Source organism: Mesorhizobium sp. P2_C5_2, assembly GCF_056404535.1.
The window spans coordinates 578,548-597,554 of sequence record NZ_JBFUDV010000002.1 but is presented as its reverse complement, the minus strand read 5'-3'; the positions used below and the strand labels follow the sequence as shown (position 1 = coordinate 597,554).

At 63.6% G+C, this 19,007-nt stretch carries 13 protein-coding genes; 10 read left to right on the top strand and 3 right to left on the bottom strand.

Annotated elements, in window-relative coordinates; genetic code table 11:
- Positions 1 to 25: 25 nt before the first annotated feature.
- The 3 genes from AC1D1B_RS09780 to AC1D1B_RS09770 are packed head-to-tail and all read right to left on the bottom strand — an operon-like array spanning position 26 to position 2,619.
- Entirely contained in the window at positions 26 to 949 is a 924-nt protein-coding gene (locus tag AC1D1B_RS09780; RefSeq protein WP_181058258.1) for a carbohydrate kinase family protein, read from the bottom strand.
- Positions 946 to 1,392: an RbsD/FucU family protein gene (locus AC1D1B_RS09775; protein ID WP_477331544.1), complete on the bottom strand. Its 447-nt coding sequence runs from the start codon at positions 1,390 to 1,392 to the stop codon at positions 946 to 948. The genes AC1D1B_RS09780 and AC1D1B_RS09775 overlap by 4 nt, the downstream gene beginning before the upstream one ends.
- Positions 1,393 to 2,619 (bottom strand): ROK family transcriptional regulator, encoded by a 1,227-nt coding sequence (locus AC1D1B_RS09770; RefSeq protein ID WP_477331542.1) that lies wholly within the window; start codon positions 2,617 to 2,619, stop codon positions 1,393 to 1,395.
- 225 nt (positions 2,620 to 2,844) lie between these two features.
- Here AC1D1B_RS09770 and AC1D1B_RS09765 point away from each other — a divergent pair, with 225 nt between their 5' ends.
- From AC1D1B_RS09765 to bglA, 10 genes are all read left to right on the top strand, one after another.
- Positions 2,845 to 3,861, top strand: a complete 1,017-nt coding sequence (locus AC1D1B_RS09765; RefSeq protein WP_477332113.1) for a substrate-binding domain-containing protein — start codon at positions 2,845 to 2,847, stop codon at positions 3,859 to 3,861.
- Between the two features lie 91 nt (positions 3,862 to 3,952).
- A complete protein-coding gene (locus tag AC1D1B_RS09760) occupies positions 3,953 to 5,035 on the top strand; it encodes an ABC transporter permease (protein ID WP_477331540.1) in 1,083 nt (360 codons plus the stop codon).
- Positions 5,032 to 5,814: an ATP-binding cassette domain-containing protein gene (locus tag AC1D1B_RS09755; protein ID WP_477331538.1), complete on the top strand. Its 783-nt coding sequence runs from the start codon at positions 5,032 to 5,034 to the stop codon at positions 5,812 to 5,814. Before AC1D1B_RS09760 ends, AC1D1B_RS09755 begins: the two co-directional genes overlap by 4 nt.
- Positions 5,815 to 5,955: 141 nt before the next feature.
- Positions 5,956 to 8,418: a glycogen/starch/alpha-glucan phosphorylase gene (locus AC1D1B_RS09750; RefSeq protein ID WP_477331536.1), complete on the top strand. Its 2,463-nt coding sequence runs from the start codon at positions 5,956 to 5,958 to the stop codon at positions 8,416 to 8,418.
- 118 nt (positions 8,419 to 8,536) lie between these two features.
- Entirely contained in the window at positions 8,537 to 10,750 is a 2,214-nt protein-coding gene (gene glgB / locus AC1D1B_RS09745; protein WP_477331534.1) for a 1,4-alpha-glucan branching protein GlgB, read from the top strand.
- 84 nt (positions 10,751 to 10,834) lie between these two features.
- On the top strand, positions 10,835 to 12,100 hold the full coding sequence (glgC, locus tag AC1D1B_RS09740; RefSeq protein WP_477331532.1) for a glucose-1-phosphate adenylyltransferase: 1,266 nt from the start codon (positions 10,835 to 10,837) through the stop codon (positions 12,098 to 12,100).
- A gap of 22 nt (positions 12,101 to 12,122) precedes the next feature.
- On the top strand, positions 12,123 to 13,568 hold the full coding sequence (gene glgA / locus AC1D1B_RS09735) for a glycogen synthase GlgA (RefSeq protein WP_477331530.1): 1,446 nt from the start codon (positions 12,123 to 12,125) through the stop codon (positions 13,566 to 13,568).
- Positions 13,569 to 13,571: 3 nt separating this feature from the next.
- A complete protein-coding gene (locus AC1D1B_RS09730; RefSeq protein WP_477331528.1) occupies positions 13,572 to 15,200 on the top strand; it encodes an alpha-D-glucose phosphate-specific phosphoglucomutase in 1,629 nt (542 codons plus the stop codon).
- Positions 15,201 to 15,357: 157 nt separating this feature from the next.
- Positions 15,358 to 17,358 (top strand): glycogen debranching protein GlgX, encoded by a 2,001-nt coding sequence (glgX, locus tag AC1D1B_RS09725; RefSeq protein WP_477331526.1) that lies wholly within the window; start codon positions 15,358 to 15,360, stop codon positions 17,356 to 17,358.
- Positions 17,358 to 18,995, top strand: coding sequence for a beta-galactosidase BglA (gene bglA / locus AC1D1B_RS09720; protein WP_477331524.1), 1,638 nt, complete (start codon positions 17,358 to 17,360; stop codon positions 18,993 to 18,995). Before glgX ends, bglA begins: the two co-directional genes overlap by 1 nt.
- Positions 18,996 to 19,007 lie beyond the last annotated feature (12 nt).

Here is a 19,007-nt window from a genome sequence, read left to right as displayed (position 1 = left end):
GGCTAGCGGCCGGATAAAGCGTGGATCAGGCGATTTCATGCCGCCAGGGCGGGTTGGCGCCGGCTCGTGACACGGTCACCGCCGCCGCCTTGGCGCCAAGCGCCAGCGCCTGGCGGATGGCGTCCTCGGAAAGGCCGCCGATGTCAGCCTTGGTGAGCAAGCCTTGTTCGTGGAGCGAGGCCAGAATGCCGGCGTTGAACGTGTCGCCGGCGCCGACCGTATCGACCACCTCCACTTTCTGCGGCATCACCGTAACCTTGTGCTCGCGGCTGTAGCCGACAGCACCCTCGCTGCCATGGGTGACGACGATCAGCTTGGGGCCGCGATCCAGCCAGTTGCGGATGACGTCCTCATGCGAGCCGGCCTCACCAAACCAGTGCAGATCCTCGTCCGACAGCTTCACGATGTCGGCCATCGCCATCATCGAGCGGATGCGACGAAGATGCTTTGCCTTGTCGGGGATGAAATTCGGCCGGATGTTGGGATCGAGCATCATGACGCGGCGCTGGTGCTCGCGCTTCATGAATTCCTCATAGGCAGCACCCGCTGGGTCCGAAATCAGGCTGATGGCGCCGAACAGCATTGCCTCGATCTCTGCGCCCAGCTCCGGCAGGTCTTCGGTGGTCAGCATGCGCCCGGCGGTGTTCTCGTCATAGAAAGTATAGGTGGCCTGGCCGTTGGTGAGCCGCACGAAGGCAAGCGTCGTTGGGCGAGGGGAGGTGTGTGCGTAGGTCGAGCTGACCTTGCTTGCGCCGAGCGCCTCGCGAAACTGGCCGCCGAACAGATCCGACGACAGGCCGGAAAAGAAGCCGGCTGGTGCGCCGAGGCGGCCAAGCGCGATCGCCGTGTTGAACACCGCGCCACCGACATAGGGCGCGAAGGCCGGCTCGCCCTGCGTCGTCGTGCGCGGCAGCATGTCGATCAGGGCTTCGCCGCAGCAGAGGATCATGATTTCTTGTTCTCCGGCGGATAGATCACGCCCTTGCGGATGATGATGTTGGCATAGAGCCGGGGTTCGCTGGTCGCGACGATCGCATAGGCCGACCGGACGCGTGCATAGAAGTCGGCGCCGGCTAGCGCAACCACTTTGCGCCCCGGCGCGCGCCTGGTGCAGATTGCCTCGATTTCATGGTGGACCGGATCGGCAACTGAGGGATCACCCCTGACCGAGGCGCGAAACAGCGCTTCCGGCACGAAGTCGTCCACCGGCAGCACGCTCAAAATGGCGTCGAGCACTGGAATGAGATGATGGCCGTCGGCGCGGACCAGCCGGTTTGCCTGCTCCTCGGCTGGGTAGTTGCCGTCGACCAGCGCGATCTCGTCGCCATGGCCCATGGCGCGCAAGATCGCCAGAAGCTCCGGACCGAGCAGCGACGGAATACCGATCAGCATTCAGGTGCTCCTGGAAATCGTGGTCGAACCGATGAGGAAGCGCTCGGACAGCGGCAGGCTGGCGCCACCCAGTGCCCGCGCATGGATGCCGACGGTGCCTTCGCGTACCGCCGGCAGCTTCAGGCCTTCGCCGTCGATCGTACCGATGGCCGCTTTGATTGCATCGACGAGGCGCCGCCGGACAGCGAGCGGCATCCAGCCATCGATCACCGCGGCCTCGAAATCGATCACCGAGGACGCCGCAACGATGGCGTAGGCGAGCGCCTGAGCGGCATTGGCGATCCAGTCGTCGAGCTCGTGGCCGATCTCGCCCCAATCCTCGGGCGACGTCCACAGATGCGAAGCCTCGACGCCGCGTGCGTTAAGCGCCTTTTCCAGCATGGCAATCGAGGCGACGTCGATGAGCTGCGTCGGCTTGCCGTCCGGCCCCGGCACCGGTATCGAGCCCAGCGCCCCGGCATTGCCGGTTGGTCCACCAAAAAGCCGGCCGTTGAGCACGATGCCGCCGCCGGCAAAGGCGCCGATATAGAAATAGACGAAGTCGCGCACGCCGCCGGTCTGGCCGAACACCAGTTCAGCGCCGCAGGCAGACGTCGCGTCGTTCTGCAGATAGACTGGGAATTCGCATTGCGACTGGATGTCGGCGCGGATGTCGCGATGTCGCCACTCGTCCATGATGTCGCGCGGCGCACCGGCGGTGTCCGCCCAGTTCCACAGTTCGAACGGCATGGCGATGCCGAGCCCGGCAATGCGCTTGTCCTGCGCCGGTGTCAGCTCGGCACGCATCGTCTTCATGCCCGATGTGACGAACTCCACCGTCTCGCGCGGCGCCGGATATCGGTAGGAATGCTGCAGCATCGAGCGCACATGCCCAAGGAAATCGATCAGCACCAGTTCGGCGCTGCGGCGGCCGATTTTCAGGCCGATGAAGAATGCGCCTTCGGGGTTGAGCGCCATCGGGATGGAAGGCTGGCCGATCTTGCCGCGCAACGGCGCCTGGCGCACCAGCAGGCTGTCTTCCTCCAGTTCGCGCATGATCACCGAGACGGTCTGCGCCGAAAGCCCGGTCATGCGCGCAATGTCTGATTTGGCCAAGCTGCCATGCTGGCGCACCAGCGACAGCACCAGCCGCTCATTATGGTCGCGCATGCCGCTCTGGTTGGTGCCACGGTGGAGACGGCTGTCGGCCGCCTCGGGCGAACCGTGCCTCGCAATGCCGGTCTCCACCCTTGTTCCTTCCCTTGGTTTATTCTCACTGCTTTTGCGGCAGAATGGGTGAACGGCGCAATGCTGTCAATAATAAATAAGAGTGATTTAATTATTGACAGGCCCGGCGGACTGGTGTCTTTTGAGGGCGCGTCCACACTGGGAGAACTTCGGTGGATGCGCTCGAGATGCCGGTTGGCGGCATCCGCATGGTTCCATGGGAGGAAGATCGTGACCAAAGCATTTTTGAAGTCCACCGTGTTCGCCGCGGCGGGCCTCGGCCTGATGGCTTTTGCCTCTACGGCATCTGCCGCCGGCGTCGGCGCCTGCCTGATCACCAAGACAGACACCAACCCCTTCTTCGTCAAGATGAAGGAAGGCGCCACGGCGAAAGCCAAAGAGATCGGCGTCGACCTCAAGTCCTATGCAGGCAAGGCGGAAGGCGACAATGAAGGCCAGGTTGCGGCGATCGAATCCTGCATCGCCGACGGCGCCAAGGGCATTCTGATCACCGCGACCGATACGGCGGCTATCGTGCCGGCGGTGAAGAAGGCACGTGACGCAGGAGTGCTGGTGATTGCTCTGGATACGCAGCTTGAGCCTGCCGACGCCGCCGATGCGACTTTTGCCACCGACAATTTCAAGGCTGGCGAGCTTATCGGCTCCTGGGCAAAGGCGACGCTGGGCGACAAGGCCAAGGACGCCCATATCGCCTACATGGATCTGATTGCCAGCCAGCCCTCGGTCGACGTGCAACGCGACCAGGGCTTCATGAAGGGCTTCGGCATCGACCTTGGGGATCCCAAGAAAATCGGCGACGAAACGGATGCACGCAATGTCTGCCATGATCTGTCGAGCGGCAACGAAGATGGCGGCCACACCGCCATGGAGAACTGCCTGCAGAAGGATCCGGACATCAACGTGGTCTACACCATTAATGAACCGGCGGCCGCCGGCGCCTATCAGGCGCTGAAGGCAGTCGGCAAGGAGAAGGACGTGCTGATCGTCTCGGTCGACGGCGGCTGCCCCGGCGTCAAGAATGTTGCCGAGGGTGTGATCGGCGCCACGTCGCAGCAATATCCGCTGCTGATGGCCTCGCTTGGCATCGAGGCGATCAAGGCCTTCGCCGACAGCGGCAAGAAGCCCGAGCCGTCGCCGGGCCTGAACTTCTACAACACCGGCGTGACGCTGATCACCGACAAGCCGGCCGCCGGCGTAGAGTCCATCGACACCAAGGCAGGTCTCGCCAAGTGCTGGGGTTGATTTGAGCGCATAATCGGCTCAGTCTCAAAACAACGATAAGAAAAATTGCGCGGGGCGGTTCAACGCCTCGCGCATCAGGCGGGAGGCCGTGTTGAGCGTTGAAACGACCAAAGTCAGTGGACCGCAGGAATTTGAGAAGACTCTAGCCGCTAGCGACACCAGCGTCGCTTCTTTCGACACCCATTCCCGCACCGCTCTGGAGAGCATCCAGCACAGGCTGCACAAAAGTCCGGCCATGGTGCCGTTGATCATCCTGCTCCTCTCAGTAATCCTGTTCGCCGTCGTCGTCGGCGGGCGTTTCTTTTCTCCGTTCACGCTGACACTGATCCTGCAGCAGGTGGCGATCACCGGCATGGTGGGCATCGCGCAGACGCTCGTGGTGCTCACAGCCGGCATCGACCTGTCCGTAGGCGCAATCATGGTGCTGAGTTCGGTCGTAATGGGTCAGTTCGCCATGCACTACGGCGTCCCGGCCCCGATCGCCGTCGCCGTCGGGCTTCTCGTCGGAGCGCTGTGCGGCTTTATCAACGGCGTCCTCATCGCCAGGGTGAAGTTGCCGCCTTTCATCGTCACGCTCGGCACATGGTCGATCTATGCGGCCATCAATTTTATCTACTCCGGAAACGAGACCATCCGCAGCCAGGATCTCGAAACGACTGCGCCGCTGCTGCAGTTCTTCGGCAGCTCCTTCAAGGTCGGCGGCGCCGTCTTCACCTATGGCGTGCTTTTGATGCTGATCATGGCGGCGATCGCCTGGTACGTGCTCAACCACACCGCCTGGGGACGGCATGTCTATGCAGTAGGTGACGATCCGGAGGCGGCCGAACTATCGGGTGTTCGGGTCGACCGGATGCTGCTCGCGGTCTATACGCTCACGGGCATCATCTGCGCCATTGCCGGCTGGGCACTGATCGGGCGCATCGGATCGGTGTCACCACAGGCCGGCCAGTTTGAGAACATCAACTCGATCACCGCCGTGGTGATCGGCGGCACCTCGCTGTTCGGCGGACGCGGCTCCATCCTCGGTACGATCTTCGGTGCCCTCATCGTCGGCGTGTTTGCGCTCGGCCTGAGGCTCTGGGGCACGGACCCCCAATGGACGCAATTGTCCGTTGGCGCGCTCATCATCGTTGCGGTCGGCATTGACCAATGGATCAGAAAGATCTCGGGATGACCCAAGAACCCATCCTCACCGCGCGCGGTCTGGTCAAGCGCTATGGCCGCGTCACCGCCCTCGACAATGCCGACTTCGACCTGTACCCGGGCGAGATCCTGGCCGTCATCGGCGACAACGGCGCCGGCAAGTCGTCGCTCATCAAGGCGATTTCCGGCGCGGTGACCCCCGACGACGGCGAGATCCGGCTCGAAGGGAAAACGATCGCCTTCAAATCGCCGATGGAGGCTCGTGAAGCCGGCATCGAGACCGTCTACCAGAACCTGGCGCTGTCGCCGGCGCTGTCCATCGCCGACAACATGTTCCTCGGTCGCGAGATCCGCAAACCCGGCTTCCTCGGCGACTGGCTGCGCATGCTCGACCGCCCGGCGATGGAGAAGCGCGCCCGCGACAAGCTCACCGAGCTTGGGCTGATGACCATCCAGAACATCAGCCAGGCCGTGGAAACGCTGTCAGGCGGCCAACGCCAGGGCGTTGCGGTAGCGCGCGCCGCCGCCTTCGGCTCAAAGATGGTGATCATGGACGAGCCCACCGCGGCACTTGGTGTCAAAGAGAGCCGCCGCGTGCTCGAACTGATCCTCGACGTCAAGAAACGCGGCCTGCCGATCGTGCTGATCTCACACAACATGCCGCATGTCTTCGAAGTGGCCGACCGTATCCACATCCATCGGCTGGGACGTCGCCTCTGCGTCATCGATCCCAAGCAATATACGATGTCGGATGCCGTGGCTTTCATGACTGGAGCCAAGGTTCCGCCCGAGGCGGCACTGGCAGCTTGATCCCTTGCCACGGATAAATTGCCGCAGGGGAACCGACGGCTATCCGATCTAAATCGATTGAATGTATGTTGCGATGCACTAGGATGGGCTGGGACTGACAGCGAAAGCCGGTATGATCGCAGCACGATCACGAGAGGCAGTATGACGCGAACAATGACAGCCAAAGCTCCTGTTCTCGAAATCCCCGATCCCAAGACGCTCGCCGACGAGGTGCTGTCGGCCCTCAAATACAGGGTCGGCAAGGGCACCAACGTCGCCACGCAATATGATTGGCTGACCGCCTCGATCAAGGTCGTGCGCGACCGCATCGTCGATCACTGGATGCAGGCGACGCAGGAGGCCTACGCCCAGCAGGAAAAGCGCGTCTACTATCTGTCGCTCGAATTCCTCATCGGCCGGCTGATGCGCGACGCCTTCTCCAATCTCGGCCTGATGGACAATATGCGCGAGGCGCTGAAGTCGCTGGGCGTCGACCTCGACCTCATCGCCGGGCTCGAACCGGATGCGGCGCTGGGTAATGGCGGTCTCGGCCGGCTCGCCGCCTGCTTCATGGAGAGCATGGCCACCGTCGACATTCCCGCGCATGGCTACGGCATCCGCTACGCCAACGGCATGTTCCGCCAGGAAATTCATGATGGCTGGCAGGTCGAACTGCCCGAAACCTGGCTCGACCACGGCAACCCCTGGGAGTTCGAACGCCGCGAACGCGCCTTCGAGGTCGGCTTCGGCGGTTCGGTGGAATCGATTACGTCCAAGGATGGACGGCTCGAACGCCACGTGTGGAAGCCGACCGAACATGTCCAGGCCGTCGCCTACGACACGCCGGTGGTCGGCTGGCGCGCCAACCGGGTCAACACGCTGCGGCTGTGGTCGGGCATGCCGGTCGATCCTATCCTGCTCGACAAGTTCAACGCCGGCGACCACATCGGAGCGCTGGCCGAAAGCAACAAGGCCGATGCCTTGTCGCGCGTGCTCTATCCCGCCGATTCCCACAAGGCCGGGCAGGAGCTAAGGCTCCGCCAGGAATACTTCTTCTCCACGGCCTCGCTCCAGGACATCCTTCAGCGCCATCTCAGCCAGTATGGCGATCTCGTCTCGCTGCCCGACAAGGCGGCGATCCATCTCAACGACACCCATCCGGCGATTGCCGTGCCGGAGCTGTTGCGTCTGCTGATGGACATCCACGGCATGGATTTCGACCAGGCCTGGGACATCACCAAGCGCACCTTCGGCTATACCAACCACACGCTGCTGCCAGAGGCGCTGGAAAGCTGGCCGGTGCCGCTGTTCGAGCGGCTTTTGCCGCGCCACATGCAGATCGTCTACGCCATCAATGCGCAGGTGCTGCTCGAGGCACGCGCCACCAACCAGTTCTCGGGCGAGCAGATCAGCCGCATCTCGCTGATCCAGGAAGCCGGCGACCGCCGCGTGCGCATGGGCAACCTCGCCTTTGTCGGCTCGCACTCGATCAATGGCGTGTCGGCGCTGCATACCGAGCTGATGAAGGAGACGGTGTTTGCCGATCTCCACAAGCTCTACCCCGACCGCATCAACAACAAGACCAACGGCATCACGCCGCGGCGCTGGCTGATCCAGTGCAATCCAGGCCTCACCGCGCTCACCCGTGAAGCGATCGGCGACCGCTTCCTCGACGATATCGACGCCATCAAGGGGCTCGACGCCTTTGCCGGCGACGCTGCCTTCCGCGACAAGTTCGCCGCCGTCAAGCGCTCCAACAAGGTCAAGCTCGCCAATCTGGTCGCCGACCGGCTCGGCATCAAGGTCGATCCGTCGGCGCTGTTCGACATCCAGGTCAAGCGCATCCACGAATACAAGCGCCAGCTGCTCAACATCCTGGAGGCCGTTGCGCTCTACGACCAGATCCGCTCGCATCCCGAGCTGGACTGGATGCCGCGCGTCAAATTCTTCGGCGGCAAGGCGGCGCCCAGCTACCACAACGCCAAGCTGATCATCAAACTGGCCAACGACGTCGCCAAGGTCATCAACAGCGACCCGTCGGTGCGCGGCCTGCTGAAAGTGGTGTTCGTACCGAACTACAATGTCAGCCTGGCCGAGGTGCTGATGCCGGCCGCCGACCTGTCCGAACAGATCTCGACCGCCGGCATGGAAGCGTCGGGCACCGGCAACATGAAGTTCGCGCTGAACGGCGCCTTGACCATCGGCACGCTCGACGGCGCCAATGTCGAGATCAAGGAATGCGTCGGCGACGACAACATCTTCATCTTCGGCTTGACCACGGCCGAAGTCGCCGAGCGGCGCAGCAATGGCTACAACCCGCGCGCTGTCATCGAAGGGTCGCCGGAACTGGCGCAGGCTGTCGCCGCCGTCTCATCGGGCGTGTTCTCGCCCGACCAGCCGGATCGCTACCGCGAACTGATCGACGGTCTCTACAACACCGACTGGTTCATGGTTGCGGCGGATTTCGACGCCTATGCCGCCGCCCAGCGCGATGTCGACGCTGTCTGGCGCAACAGTCCCGACTGGTACGCACGCGCCATCCGCAACGTCGCCCGCGTCGGCTGGTTCTCTTCCGATCGCACAATCCGCCAATATGCGAAAGAAATCTGGAACGTGCCCGCCTGATATGATTGCATGAGGCCGCGAACAACGTGGCCTCGTGAATGTCGCCCAAAAGTGCGTAGCGGTTTTGGGATAACGACATGAACAAAACAAAATAGATCCCTGGGAGGGACGCTACCTGATGAGGAAACCACGCGTGACCGCTGCGACAAGCGGGCCGGACGGGCTGGCGCCAGCCGGCGATGTCGCGGCGATTGTTGCCGGCACGCATGGTGATCCTTTTTCAGTCCTGGGCGTGCATGAAGCCGGCAAGGGCTTTGTCGCCCGCTGCTTCGTGCCCAATGCCGAGTTCGTCACCGCCTATACGTTGACCGGCAAGGCGGTCGGCGAACTCTCATGCCGCGACGATGCCGGTTTCTTCGAGGGCAAGGTTTCGATCGGCAAACGCCAGCCGCTGCGCTATCACGCCAAAAATGCCGGCGGCGACTGGTGGTTGACCGATCCCTATTCCTTCGGCCCGGTGCTCGGCCCGATGGACGACTATTACATCGCGCAAGGGTCGCACCTCAGGCTGTTCGACAAGCTCGGCGCCCATCTCATCGACCATGAAGGCGCCTCCGGCGTGCATTTTGCCGTCTGGGCGCCCAATGCGCGGCGCGTCTCGGTGGTCGGCGATTTCAACGAATGGGACGGCCGCCGGCACACAATGCGCGACCGCCGCGACACCGGCATCTGGGAACTGTTCATTCCCGATATTGGCGCCGGCCACCCCTACAAATACGAGATCATCGCCCCCGATGGCGTGCGCCTGCCGCTCAAGGCCGATCCGTTCGCCTTCAAATCCGAGCTGCGCCCGGCCACCGCTTCGGTGACGGCGGTGCCGCCGGCGCATGAATGGGGCGACGAGGCGCATCGCAGTTACTGGCGCAAGGCTGATCCCAGGCGTGAAGCCATCTCGATCTACGAGGTCCATGCCGGTTCGTGGCAGCAGCACGATGACGGCAGCTTCCTGTCATGGGACGAGCTTGCCGACCAGTTGATCCCCTATGCCGTCGAAACCGGCTTCACCCACATCGAATTCCTGCCGATCTCCGAACATCCCTATGACCCGTCCTGGGGTTATCAGACAACCGGGCTTTATGCCCCTTCGGCCCGCTTCGGCGACCCAGACGGCTTTGCCCGTTTCGTCGATGGCGCCCACCGCGCCGGCGTCGGCGTCATCCTCGATTGGGTGCCGGCGCATTTCCCGGTCGACGCGCATGGCCTGGCCAATTTTGACGGCACAGCGCTCTATGAGCATGCCGATCCGCGCAAGGGTTTCCACCCCGACTGGAACACCGCGATCTACAATTTCGGCCGCCGCGAGGTGGTGTCCTTCCTCGTCAACAATGCGCTGTTCTGGGCCGAGAAATACCATGTCGACGGTCTGCGCGTCGATGCGGTCGCCTCGATGCTTTACCTCGACTACTCGCGCAAGGCCGGCGAATGGATCCCCAACGAGAAGGGCGGCCGCGAGAACCTCGAGGCGGTCTCCTTCCTGCAGAAGATGAACAAGGAGCTCTACGGCCACCATCCCGGCGTGATGACCATCGCCGAGGAATCGACTTCATGGCCGAAGGTCTCCGCGCCGGTGCATGAGGGCGGACTGGGCTTCGGCTTCAAGTGGAACATGGGCTTCATGCACGACACGCTGGAGTATTTCGCCAAGGAGCCGATCTTCCGCAAGCACCACCATAACGACCTGACCTTCGGACTGACCTACGCCTTCTCCGAGAATTTCGTGCTGCCGCTGTCCCATGACGAGGTCGTGCACGGCAAGGGCACGCTGCTCGGCAAGATGGCCGGCGACGACTGGCAGAAGTTTGCGACTTTGCGCGCCTTTTACGCCTTCATGTGGGGCTATCCCGGCAAGAAGCTGTTGTTCATGGGCCAGGAATTCGCCCAGCGCCGCGAGTGGAGCGAGGCGCGCGCGCTCGACTGGAACCTGCTCGATTTCCGCCCGCATCGCGGCGTCTGGCAGACGGTGCGCGACCTCAACTATCTCTACCGCTCGCGCCCGGCGCTGCATGCGCGCGACTGCGAGCCGGACGGCTTTTCCTGGCTGATCGTCGACGACAAGGAAAACTCGGTCTTTGCCTGGCTGCGCAGCGCGCCCGACGGCAACCCGATCGCCGTCATTTCCAACTTCACGCCGGTGCCGCGCGACAATTATCGCGTGCCGCTGCCCAAGATCGGCAAATGGCGCGAAATCATCAACACCGACGCTTCGGACTATGGTGGTTCGGGCAAGGGTAATGGCGGCGTGGTCGAAGCCAGGGCGGAAGGAGGAGGCATTTCGGCGACGATGCTTTTGCCGCCGCTGTCGACGATCATGCTTGAACTCGTAGAGGACTAGGTCCGTCGACGCGTTGCGGACCTTGTTCGTCAAACTCGTTGCGGACTGAGCGATGCTCCAGACTGGTAATTTGGGAGGGTAAAAATGGCAGACTTGAAGAGAACCCAGCCGCTGGCGCGTGATGCCATGGCCTATGTGCTGGCCGGCGGCCGCGGTAGCCGACTCAAGGAGTTGACCGACCGCCGCGCCAAGCCAGCGGTCTATTTCGGCGGCAAGACGCGCATCATCGATTTCGCGCTGTCCAATGCGCTCAACTCCGGTATTCGCCGCCTCGGTGTCGCCACCCAGTACAAGGCGCATTCGCTGATCCGCCACCTGCAGCGCGGCTGGAACTTCCTGCGCCCCGAGCGAAACGAAAGTTTTGACATCCTGCCGGCCAGCCAGCGTGTCTCCGAAACGCAGTGGTATGAAGGCACCGCCGATGCCGTCTACCAGAACATCGACATCATCGAGGCCTATGGCCCCGAATACATGGTCATCCTGGCCGGCGACCACATCTACAAGATGGACTACGAGCTGATGCTGCGTCAGCACGTCGACGCCAATGCCGACGTTACCGTCGGCTGCCTCGAAGTGCCGCGCATGGAGGCGGTGGGCTTCGGCGTCATGCATGTCGACGGCAAGGACAACATCATCGCCTTCGTCGAAAAGCCCGCCGATCCGCCCGGCATTCCCGACAATCCGGAGTTCGCGCTGGCCTCGATGGGCATCTATGTCTTCAAGACCAAGTTCCTGATGGACCAGCTGCGCCGCGATGCGGCCGAGCAGGGCTCAAGCCGCGATTTCGGCAAGGACATCATCCCCTATATCGTCGAGCACGGTAAGGCGATCGCGCACCGCTTCACCAAATCCTGCGTACGCTCGACCGCCGAGAACGAGGCCTACTGGCGCGATGTCGGCACGGTCGATGCTTACTGGGAAGCCAATATCGACTTGACCGATATTACCCCCGAACTCGACCTCTACGACCGCGACTGGCCGATCTGGACCTATGCCGAGTTGAAGCCGCCGGCAAAGTTCGTGCATGACGAGGATGGCCGCCGTGGTTCGGCCGTGTCCTCGCTGGTCTCAGGCGATTGCATCGTTTCGGGTGCTTCGCTGAAGCGCAGCCTGATCTTCACCGGCGCCCGCATCAACTCCTATTCGACGCTGGAAGAAGTCGTCATGCTGCCCGATGTTCATGTCGGCCGGAACGCAAAGTTGAAGCGCGTCGTTATCGACCACGGTGTAAGGATACCGGAAGGCTTGGTGGTTGGCGAGGACCCAGTCCTCGACGCCAAACGCTTCCGCGTCTCGGAAAAAGGCATCTGCCTGGTCACGCAGGACATGATCGACAAGCTGAAGCTGTAAGACAGGATCGGACCAGAAACGCATGCAGGTTCTGTCGGTCACGCCCGAAATCTTCCCGCTGATCAAGACCGGCGGACTTGCCGACGTGACCGGCGCACTGCCGATCGCACTGGCCGCCAAGGGCGTGACCATGCGCACGCTCATCCCAGGCTTCCCGCAGGTGATGGGCGCCTTCAAGAAAAGGAAAGCCGTCTACCAATATCCGCTGCTACAGGGCGGCAAGGCTTCGGTCCACACCGTGCAGATCGCCGGGCTCGATCTGTTCGTGCTCGACGCGCCGCATCTCTACGACCGTCCGGGCGGCCCCTATGGCAATGCGGCCGGCGCCGACTGGCCCGACAACTGGCGGCGGTTCGCGGCGTTGAGCCAGGTCGGCGGCGACATTGCCGGCGGCGCCATCTCCGGCTACCAGCCGGATCTGGTGCACGCCCATGACTGGCAGTCGGCCATGACGCTGGCCTATATGCGCTACGGCAAGGCGGTCGGCGTGCCGTCGCTGATCACCGTGCACAACCTTGCCTTCCAGGGCCAGTTCGGCGCCGGCATCTTCGGCGAGCTCGGCCTGCCGGCGGTGGCGATGGCGCTCGACGGTGTCGAATATTATGGCGGCGTCGGCTTCCTCAAGGCCGGCCTGCAGGCGGCCTGGGCGATCACCACGGTGAGCCCGACCTATGCCCAGGAAATCCGCTCGCCGGAATTCGGCATGGGCCTCGACGGCCTGATCAACATGCGATCCTCGGACCTCTACGGCATCGTCAACGGCATCGACACCGACATCTGGAACCCAGAGACCGACAAGCATCTGGTGTCGGCCTATTCCGCGCAGACGCTCAAAGCTCGCCTTCCCAACCGGGCGGTTGTCGAGGATCGTTTCAGCCTCGAACGCGACGACAGCCCGATCGTCTGCGTCATCAGCCGGCTGACCTGGCAAAAGGGCATGGACATACTGGCGGCGGTGGTCGACGGCGTCGTCGCCACCGGCGCGAGGCTGGCGATCCTCGGCTCGGGCGACGCCGGCCTCGAAGGCGCGCTGCTTGCCGCCGCCGCCCGCCATCGCGGCCGCATCGGCGTCGTCGTCGGCTATGACGAGGGGCTTTCCCACACCATGCAGGGCGGCTGCGACGCCATCATCATTCCATCGCGCTTCGAGCCTTGCGGACTGACCCAGCTCTACGGCCTGCGCTATGGCTGCGTGCCGGTCGTTGCTCGTACAGGCGGCCTTGCCGACACCATCATCGACGCCAATGAGGCAGCGATCTCGGCAGGCGTCGCCACCGGCTTCCAGTTTGCGCCCAACAATGGCGGCGCGATGCTGCACGCCATCCGCCAGCTGGTCGACGCGCATTCAAATCCCGCCGTCTGGGAACAGATACAGCGCCAGGGCATGAAGGCCGATGTCTCCTGGGACAAGAGCGCCGACAAATACGTTGAACTCTACCGCCTGCTGCTTTCGAAAAGGGTTGCCTGAAGCATGATCCGGACCGTCCCCACCAAACCCTATCTTGACCAGAAACCCGGCACGTCCGGCCTGCGCAAGAAGGTGCCTGTGTTCCAGCAGGAGCATTATGCCGAGAACTTCATCCAGTCGATCTTCGACGCGCTGGACGGCTTCAAGGGCAAGACCCTGGTGATCGGCGGCGACGGCCGCTTCTACAACCGCGAGGTCATCCAGAAGGCCGTCGCCATGGCGGCGGCCAACGGCTTCGGCAAGGTGATGGTCGGGCAGGGCGGTATCCTGTCGACGCCGGCCGCCTCGCATGTCATCCGCAAATACAAGACCTTCGGCGGCATCATCCTGTCGGCCAGCCACAATCCGGGCGGTCCGCATGAGGATTTCGGCATCAAGTACAATGCCGGCAATGGCGGCCCGGCGCCGGAAAAGCTGACCGACGCGATCTTCGAAAAGACCAAGACGATTTCGAGCTTCAGGACCGCCGACATCGCGGCGATCGACATCGACAAGATCGGCACGGTCGAGGCTGGCAGCATGGCTGTCGAGGTGATCGACCCGGTCACAGACTATGCCGAATTGATGGAAAGCCTGTTCGATTTCGACGCCATCCGCGCCAATTTCAAATACGGCTTTCGCATGCGCTTTGATGCCATGCATGCGGTCACCGGTCCCTATGCCAAGGAAATCCTCGAGCGCCGGCTTGGCGCGGAAAACGGAACCTGCCGCAACTACAAGCCGCTGCCTGATTTCGGCGGCCATCACCCCGATCCGAATCTGGTCCACGCAAAACATCTCTATGACGAGATGATGGGGCCGGATGCGCCCGATTTCGGCGCCGCTTCCGACGGCGACGGCGACCGCAATCTGATCATCGGCAAGGGCATTTTCGTCACCCCGTCGGATTCGGTGGCGATGCTCGCCGCCAATGCCCAACTGGCGCCGGGCTACAAGGACGGCCTCAAAGGCATCGCCCGCTCGATGCCGACCAGCGGCGCGGCCGACCGCGTCGCCGAAAAGCTCGGCATCGGCATCTATGAGACGCCGACCGGCTGGAAGTTCTTCGGCAATCTGCTCGATGCCGGCATGGCGACGATCTGCGGCGAGGAAAGTGCCGGCACCGGCTCCAACCATGTCCGCGAAAAGGACGGGCTGTGGGCGGTGCTGTTGTGGCTCAACATCCTGGCGGTGCGTGGCGAAAGCGCCAAGCAGGTGGTCACCGAACATTGGGCGACCTACGGCCGCAACTACTATTCGCGCCACGACTATGAAGAGGTCGAGACCGAGCGCGCCAATGCGCTGGTCGACGAACTCCGTGCGAAGCTCGCTTCGCTGCCCGGCACCAGCGTGCGCGGCCTGAAGATCGCCAATGCCGACGACTTTGCCTACCACGATCCGGTCGACGGTTCGGTGAGCAAGAACCAGGGCATCAGGGTTCTGTTCGAAGGCGGCTCGCGCGTCGTGTTTCGTTTGTCCGGCACCGGCACGTCGGGCGCGACGCTTCGCGTCTATATCGAGCGCTACGAGCCGGACAGAGCGAGGCACGATCTCGACACGCAAGAGGCACTCGCGGATCTGATTGCCGCGGCGGATGATATTGCCGGGATCAAGAGCCACACCGGCCGCAACAAGCCGAGCGTGATTACTTGAGAGTGGCGCCAACCTTACCCTCCCCCTTATGGGGAGGGTCGATCCGCGTAGCGGATCGGGGTGGGGGCGCTCGTAGAGCGCTTTCGCTGCGCCGACCCCCACCCCGCTCACTTCGTTCGCGACCCTCCCCACAAGGGGGAGGGTGGGGGACGCGCCCATGACCCAACTCGGCGCCACCATCACGCCCGATGGCATACGCTTCGCCGCCTGGTCGTCATCCGCGCGGCGCCTGTGGGTGTCGATCTTCGACGACAACGGCTCGCGCGAAATCGACCGGTTCGAACTCCAGCCGGAAGGCGAGGGCGTCTATACGCTGTTCGTCGCCGGCCTTGCCACCGGCACCCACTACGGCTTTCGCGCCGATGGCGACTATGCGCCGGAGCGCGGGCTGTGGTTCGATCCCGACAAGCTGCTCACCGATCCCTACGCCGTCGAGATCGACCGGCCCTATGTCCATCACTGGCGGCTCGCCGCCCGGCGCAACGAAGGCGCCGACACCGCGCCGCTGATGCCGAAGACCGTCACGCGCGCACTGTCAAAGCCGCTGCCGATCGAGCCGCCGCTGTTCAAGCCCGGCGGCCTGATCTACGAACTCAACGTCCGTTCCTTCACCAAGCTCCATCCGGATGTGCCCGAAGCGCAGCGCGGAACCATCGCCGCACTCGCCCATCCTGCGGTCATCGATCACCTGAGACGCCTTGGCGTCTCGGCCGTCGAGTTGATGCCCATCACCGCCTCGATCGACGAGCGCCATCTGCCGCCGCTCGGTTTGAGCAATGCCTGGGGCTACAACCCCGTCACCTTCATGGCGCTCGATCCGCGGCTGGCGCCCGGCGGGCTGGCCGAATTGCGCGACACCATTGCGGCCCTGCGCAAGGCCGGCATCGGCACCATCCTCGATCTGGTCTTCAACCACACCGGCGAGAGCGACCGGCTCGGCTCGACGCTGTCGCTGCGCGGCCTCGACGATCAAGCCTACTACCGGCACGAGCCGGGCGGCAGGCTGGCCAACGACACCGGCACCGGCAATACCATCGCCTGCGACCACCCGGTCGTTCGCGACATGGTGCTCGACACGCTTCGCCATTTTGTCCGCCACGCCGGCGTCGACGGTTTCCGCTTCGACCTGGCACCGGTTCTCGGCCGTGTCGATGGTGCGTTCGAGCCCGCAGCGCCGCTGCTCCAGGCCATCGCAACCGATCCGATCCTTGCCGACAGGGTGCTGATCGCCGAGCCTTGGGACATCGGCCCGAATGGCTACCAGCTCGGCAATTTCCGCCCGCCATATCTGGAATGGAACGACCGCTACCGTGACGACGTCAGGCGCTTCTGGCGCGGCGATGCTGGCGCCGTCGGTGCGCTGGCAACAAGGCTCGCCGGCTCGTCCGATGTCTTCGCCAAAGAAGGGCACAGCATCAGCCGGACGGTGAATTTCATCGCCGCGCATGACGGCATGACTTTGGCCGACATCGTCGCCTATGAAGCCAAGCACAACCAGGCCAATGGCGAGAAGAACCGCGACGGCCACAATGAGAACCTGTCCTGGAACAATGGCGTCGAGGGCGAGACCTCCGACAAGGCGATTGCCGAGGCCCGTTCCGATGATCGCCGGGCGCTGCTTGCCACCTTGTTTGCCTCGCGCGGCACGATCATGCTGACGGCGGGCGACGAATTCGGCCGCACGCAAAAGGGCAACAACAATGCCTATGCGCAGGACAATGCCATCACCTGGCTCGACTGGGCCGGGCGCGACACCGCGCTGGAAGCCCATGTGTCGGCGCTCGCGGCACTCCGCCGCGCGGTTTCAGCGCTTGCCGACCCGCGCTTCCTGACCGGGGAGCCGCCGGCCGGTTCGGATGTGCCCGATGTCGCCTGGCTGGCCGAGACCGGCGCGCCGCTTGGCGAAGCCGACTGGAACGATGCCTCGCGCCATCGCCTCGTCATGCTGCTAGCCGATAGCGGGGACGGGCGCCTCGCCGTCATCGTCAATGGCGACCGCCGCCAATGCGTCTTCACCCTGCCCGTGCGGGAAGGGTTCCAATGGCAGCCGGCGATTGAAACGCAGGCGATCGACCTTGCGCGCCCGCTGTCCGGCCGAAGTGTCAGTTTCATGATCGAGCGCCGGACCGCAAAGGGCCGCGCCAGGAAGGGTTCGTGATGGCCGACGGCAATACAGAGCAGGGGGCCGACTGGTGGCGCGGCTGCGTCATCTACCAGATCTATCCGCGCTCGTTCCAGGACACGACCGGCGACGGCAGCGGCGACCTCTCAGGCATCACATCGCGGCTGGCGCACGTCGCCTCGCTGGGCGTCGACGCCGTCTGGCTGTCGCCCTTCTTCAAGTCGCCAATGGCCGACATGGGTTACGACGTCTCGGACTATCAAGCGGTCGATCCGATGTTCGGCACGCTCGATGATTTCGACGCGCTGGTGGCCGAGGCGCACCGGCTCGGCCTGAAGGTGATCATCGACCAGGTGCTGTCGCACTCCTCCGACAAGCACGAATGGTTCGTCGAAAGCCGTACCAGCCGCGACAACCCCAAGGCTGACTGGTACGTCTGGGCCGACACCAAACCCGACGGCAACGCGCCCAACAACTGGCTGTCGGTTTTCGGCGGCCCGGCCTGGGAGTGGGACGCGACCCGCCGGCAATATTACATGCACAATTTCCTGGCCTCGCAGCCGGACCTCAATTTCCACAATCCGGAGGTCCAGGACGCATTGCTGGAGACGGTGCGGTTCTGGCTCGACCGCGGCGTCGACGGCTTCCGCCTGGATACGGTCAACTACTACGTCCATGACCGCTGGCTGCGCAGCAATCCGCCTTTGGCGTCGAGTGTCGCCGGCACCAATGGCGAAACCAACACCTACCTTTTCCAGGAGCATCTGTTCGACAAGACGCAAGCCGAGAACCTCGATTTCCTCCGACGCTTTCGCTCTTTGCTCGACGAGTATGGCGGCCGCGCCAGTGTCGGCGAGGTCGGCGACGAAGGCCGCTCGCTGCAGACACTCGCCGCCTACACCTCCGGCGGCGACAAGCTCAACATGTGCTACACTTTCGACCTGCTTGGGTCACAATTCTCGCCCGCCCATGTGCGCGGCTGCGTCGAAGCCTTCGAGGCAGCGGTTGTCGACGGTTGGGTGTGCTGGGCGTTCTCCAACCACGATGTCGTGCGCCATGTCAGCCGCTGGACGCGGCCGGGCGGCGATCCAAATGCGGTGGCGGCATTCGCAATCGCGCTGCTTTCGTGCCTGCGTGGATCGATCTGCCTCTACCAGGGCGAAGAGCTCGGGCTGGAGGAGGCGGAGTTGACCTTCGAAGACCTGCGCGATCCCGTCGGCATTCGTTTCTGGCCGGGGGTCAAGGGCAGGGACGGTTGCCGCACGCCGATGGTCTGGGAGGCGGGCGCCGACAATGCCGGTTTTTCCTCGGGAAAACCCTGGCTTCCGGTGCCGGAAAGCCACCGCGCCCAAGCGGTCGACATCCAGAATGGCGACGAAAATTCCGTGCTTGCCGGCTACCGGGCGATGCTGGCCTTGCGCAAGGCGCATCCGGCTCTGGTCAAGGGTTCGATCCGCTTTCTCGATACCGGGGGCGATGTCCTTGCCTTCATCAGGCAAAGCGAGGGCGAGACATTGCTCTGCGTCTTCAATTTCGCCGACGAGCCGGCCGACTGGCCACTGCCGCCGGATTTCGGGCCCGTCGTGGCGATAGCTCCAGGTGGCGGTGCGGTCCTACAGGAGGAGGGGCTGTCGCTGCCGGCGCTGGGCTGGTTTGTCGGACGAACCGGCTAACCGATAGGTCGG

Bases quoted from the DNA above. Each gene is read 5' to 3' on its own strand.
- AC1D1B_RS09780 (WP_181058258.1), bottom strand. From the start codon at position 949: ATGATCCTCTGCTGCGGCGAAGCCCTGATCGACATGCTGCCGCGCACG.
- glgA (WP_477331530.1), top strand. From the start codon at position 12,123: ATGCAGGTTCTGTCGGTCACGCCCGAAATCTTCCCGCTGATCAAGACC.
- glgB (WP_477331534.1), top strand. From the start codon at position 8,537: ATGAGGAAACCACGCGTGACCGCTGCGACAAGCGGGCCGGACGGGCTG.
- AC1D1B_RS09750 (WP_477331536.1), top strand. From the start codon at position 5,956: ATGACGCGAACAATGACAGCCAAAGCTCCTGTTCTCGAAATCCCCGAT.
- glgX (WP_477331526.1), top strand. From the start codon at position 15,358: ATGACCCAACTCGGCGCCACCATCACGCCCGATGGCATACGCTTCGCC.
- bglA (WP_477331524.1), top strand. From the start codon at position 17,358: ATGGCCGACGGCAATACAGAGCAGGGGGCCGACTGGTGGCGCGGCTGC.
- glgC (WP_477331532.1), top strand. From the start codon at position 10,835: ATGGCAGACTTGAAGAGAACCCAGCCGCTGGCGCGTGATGCCATGGCC.
- AC1D1B_RS09730 (WP_477331528.1), top strand. From the start codon at position 13,572: ATGATCCGGACCGTCCCCACCAAACCCTATCTTGACCAGAAACCCGGC.
- AC1D1B_RS09775 (WP_477331544.1), bottom strand. From the start codon at position 1,392: ATGCTGATCGGTATTCCGTCGCTGCTCGGTCCGGAGCTTCTGGCGATC.
- AC1D1B_RS09755 (WP_477331538.1), top strand. From the start codon at position 5,032: ATGACCCAAGAACCCATCCTCACCGCGCGCGGTCTGGTCAAGCGCTAT.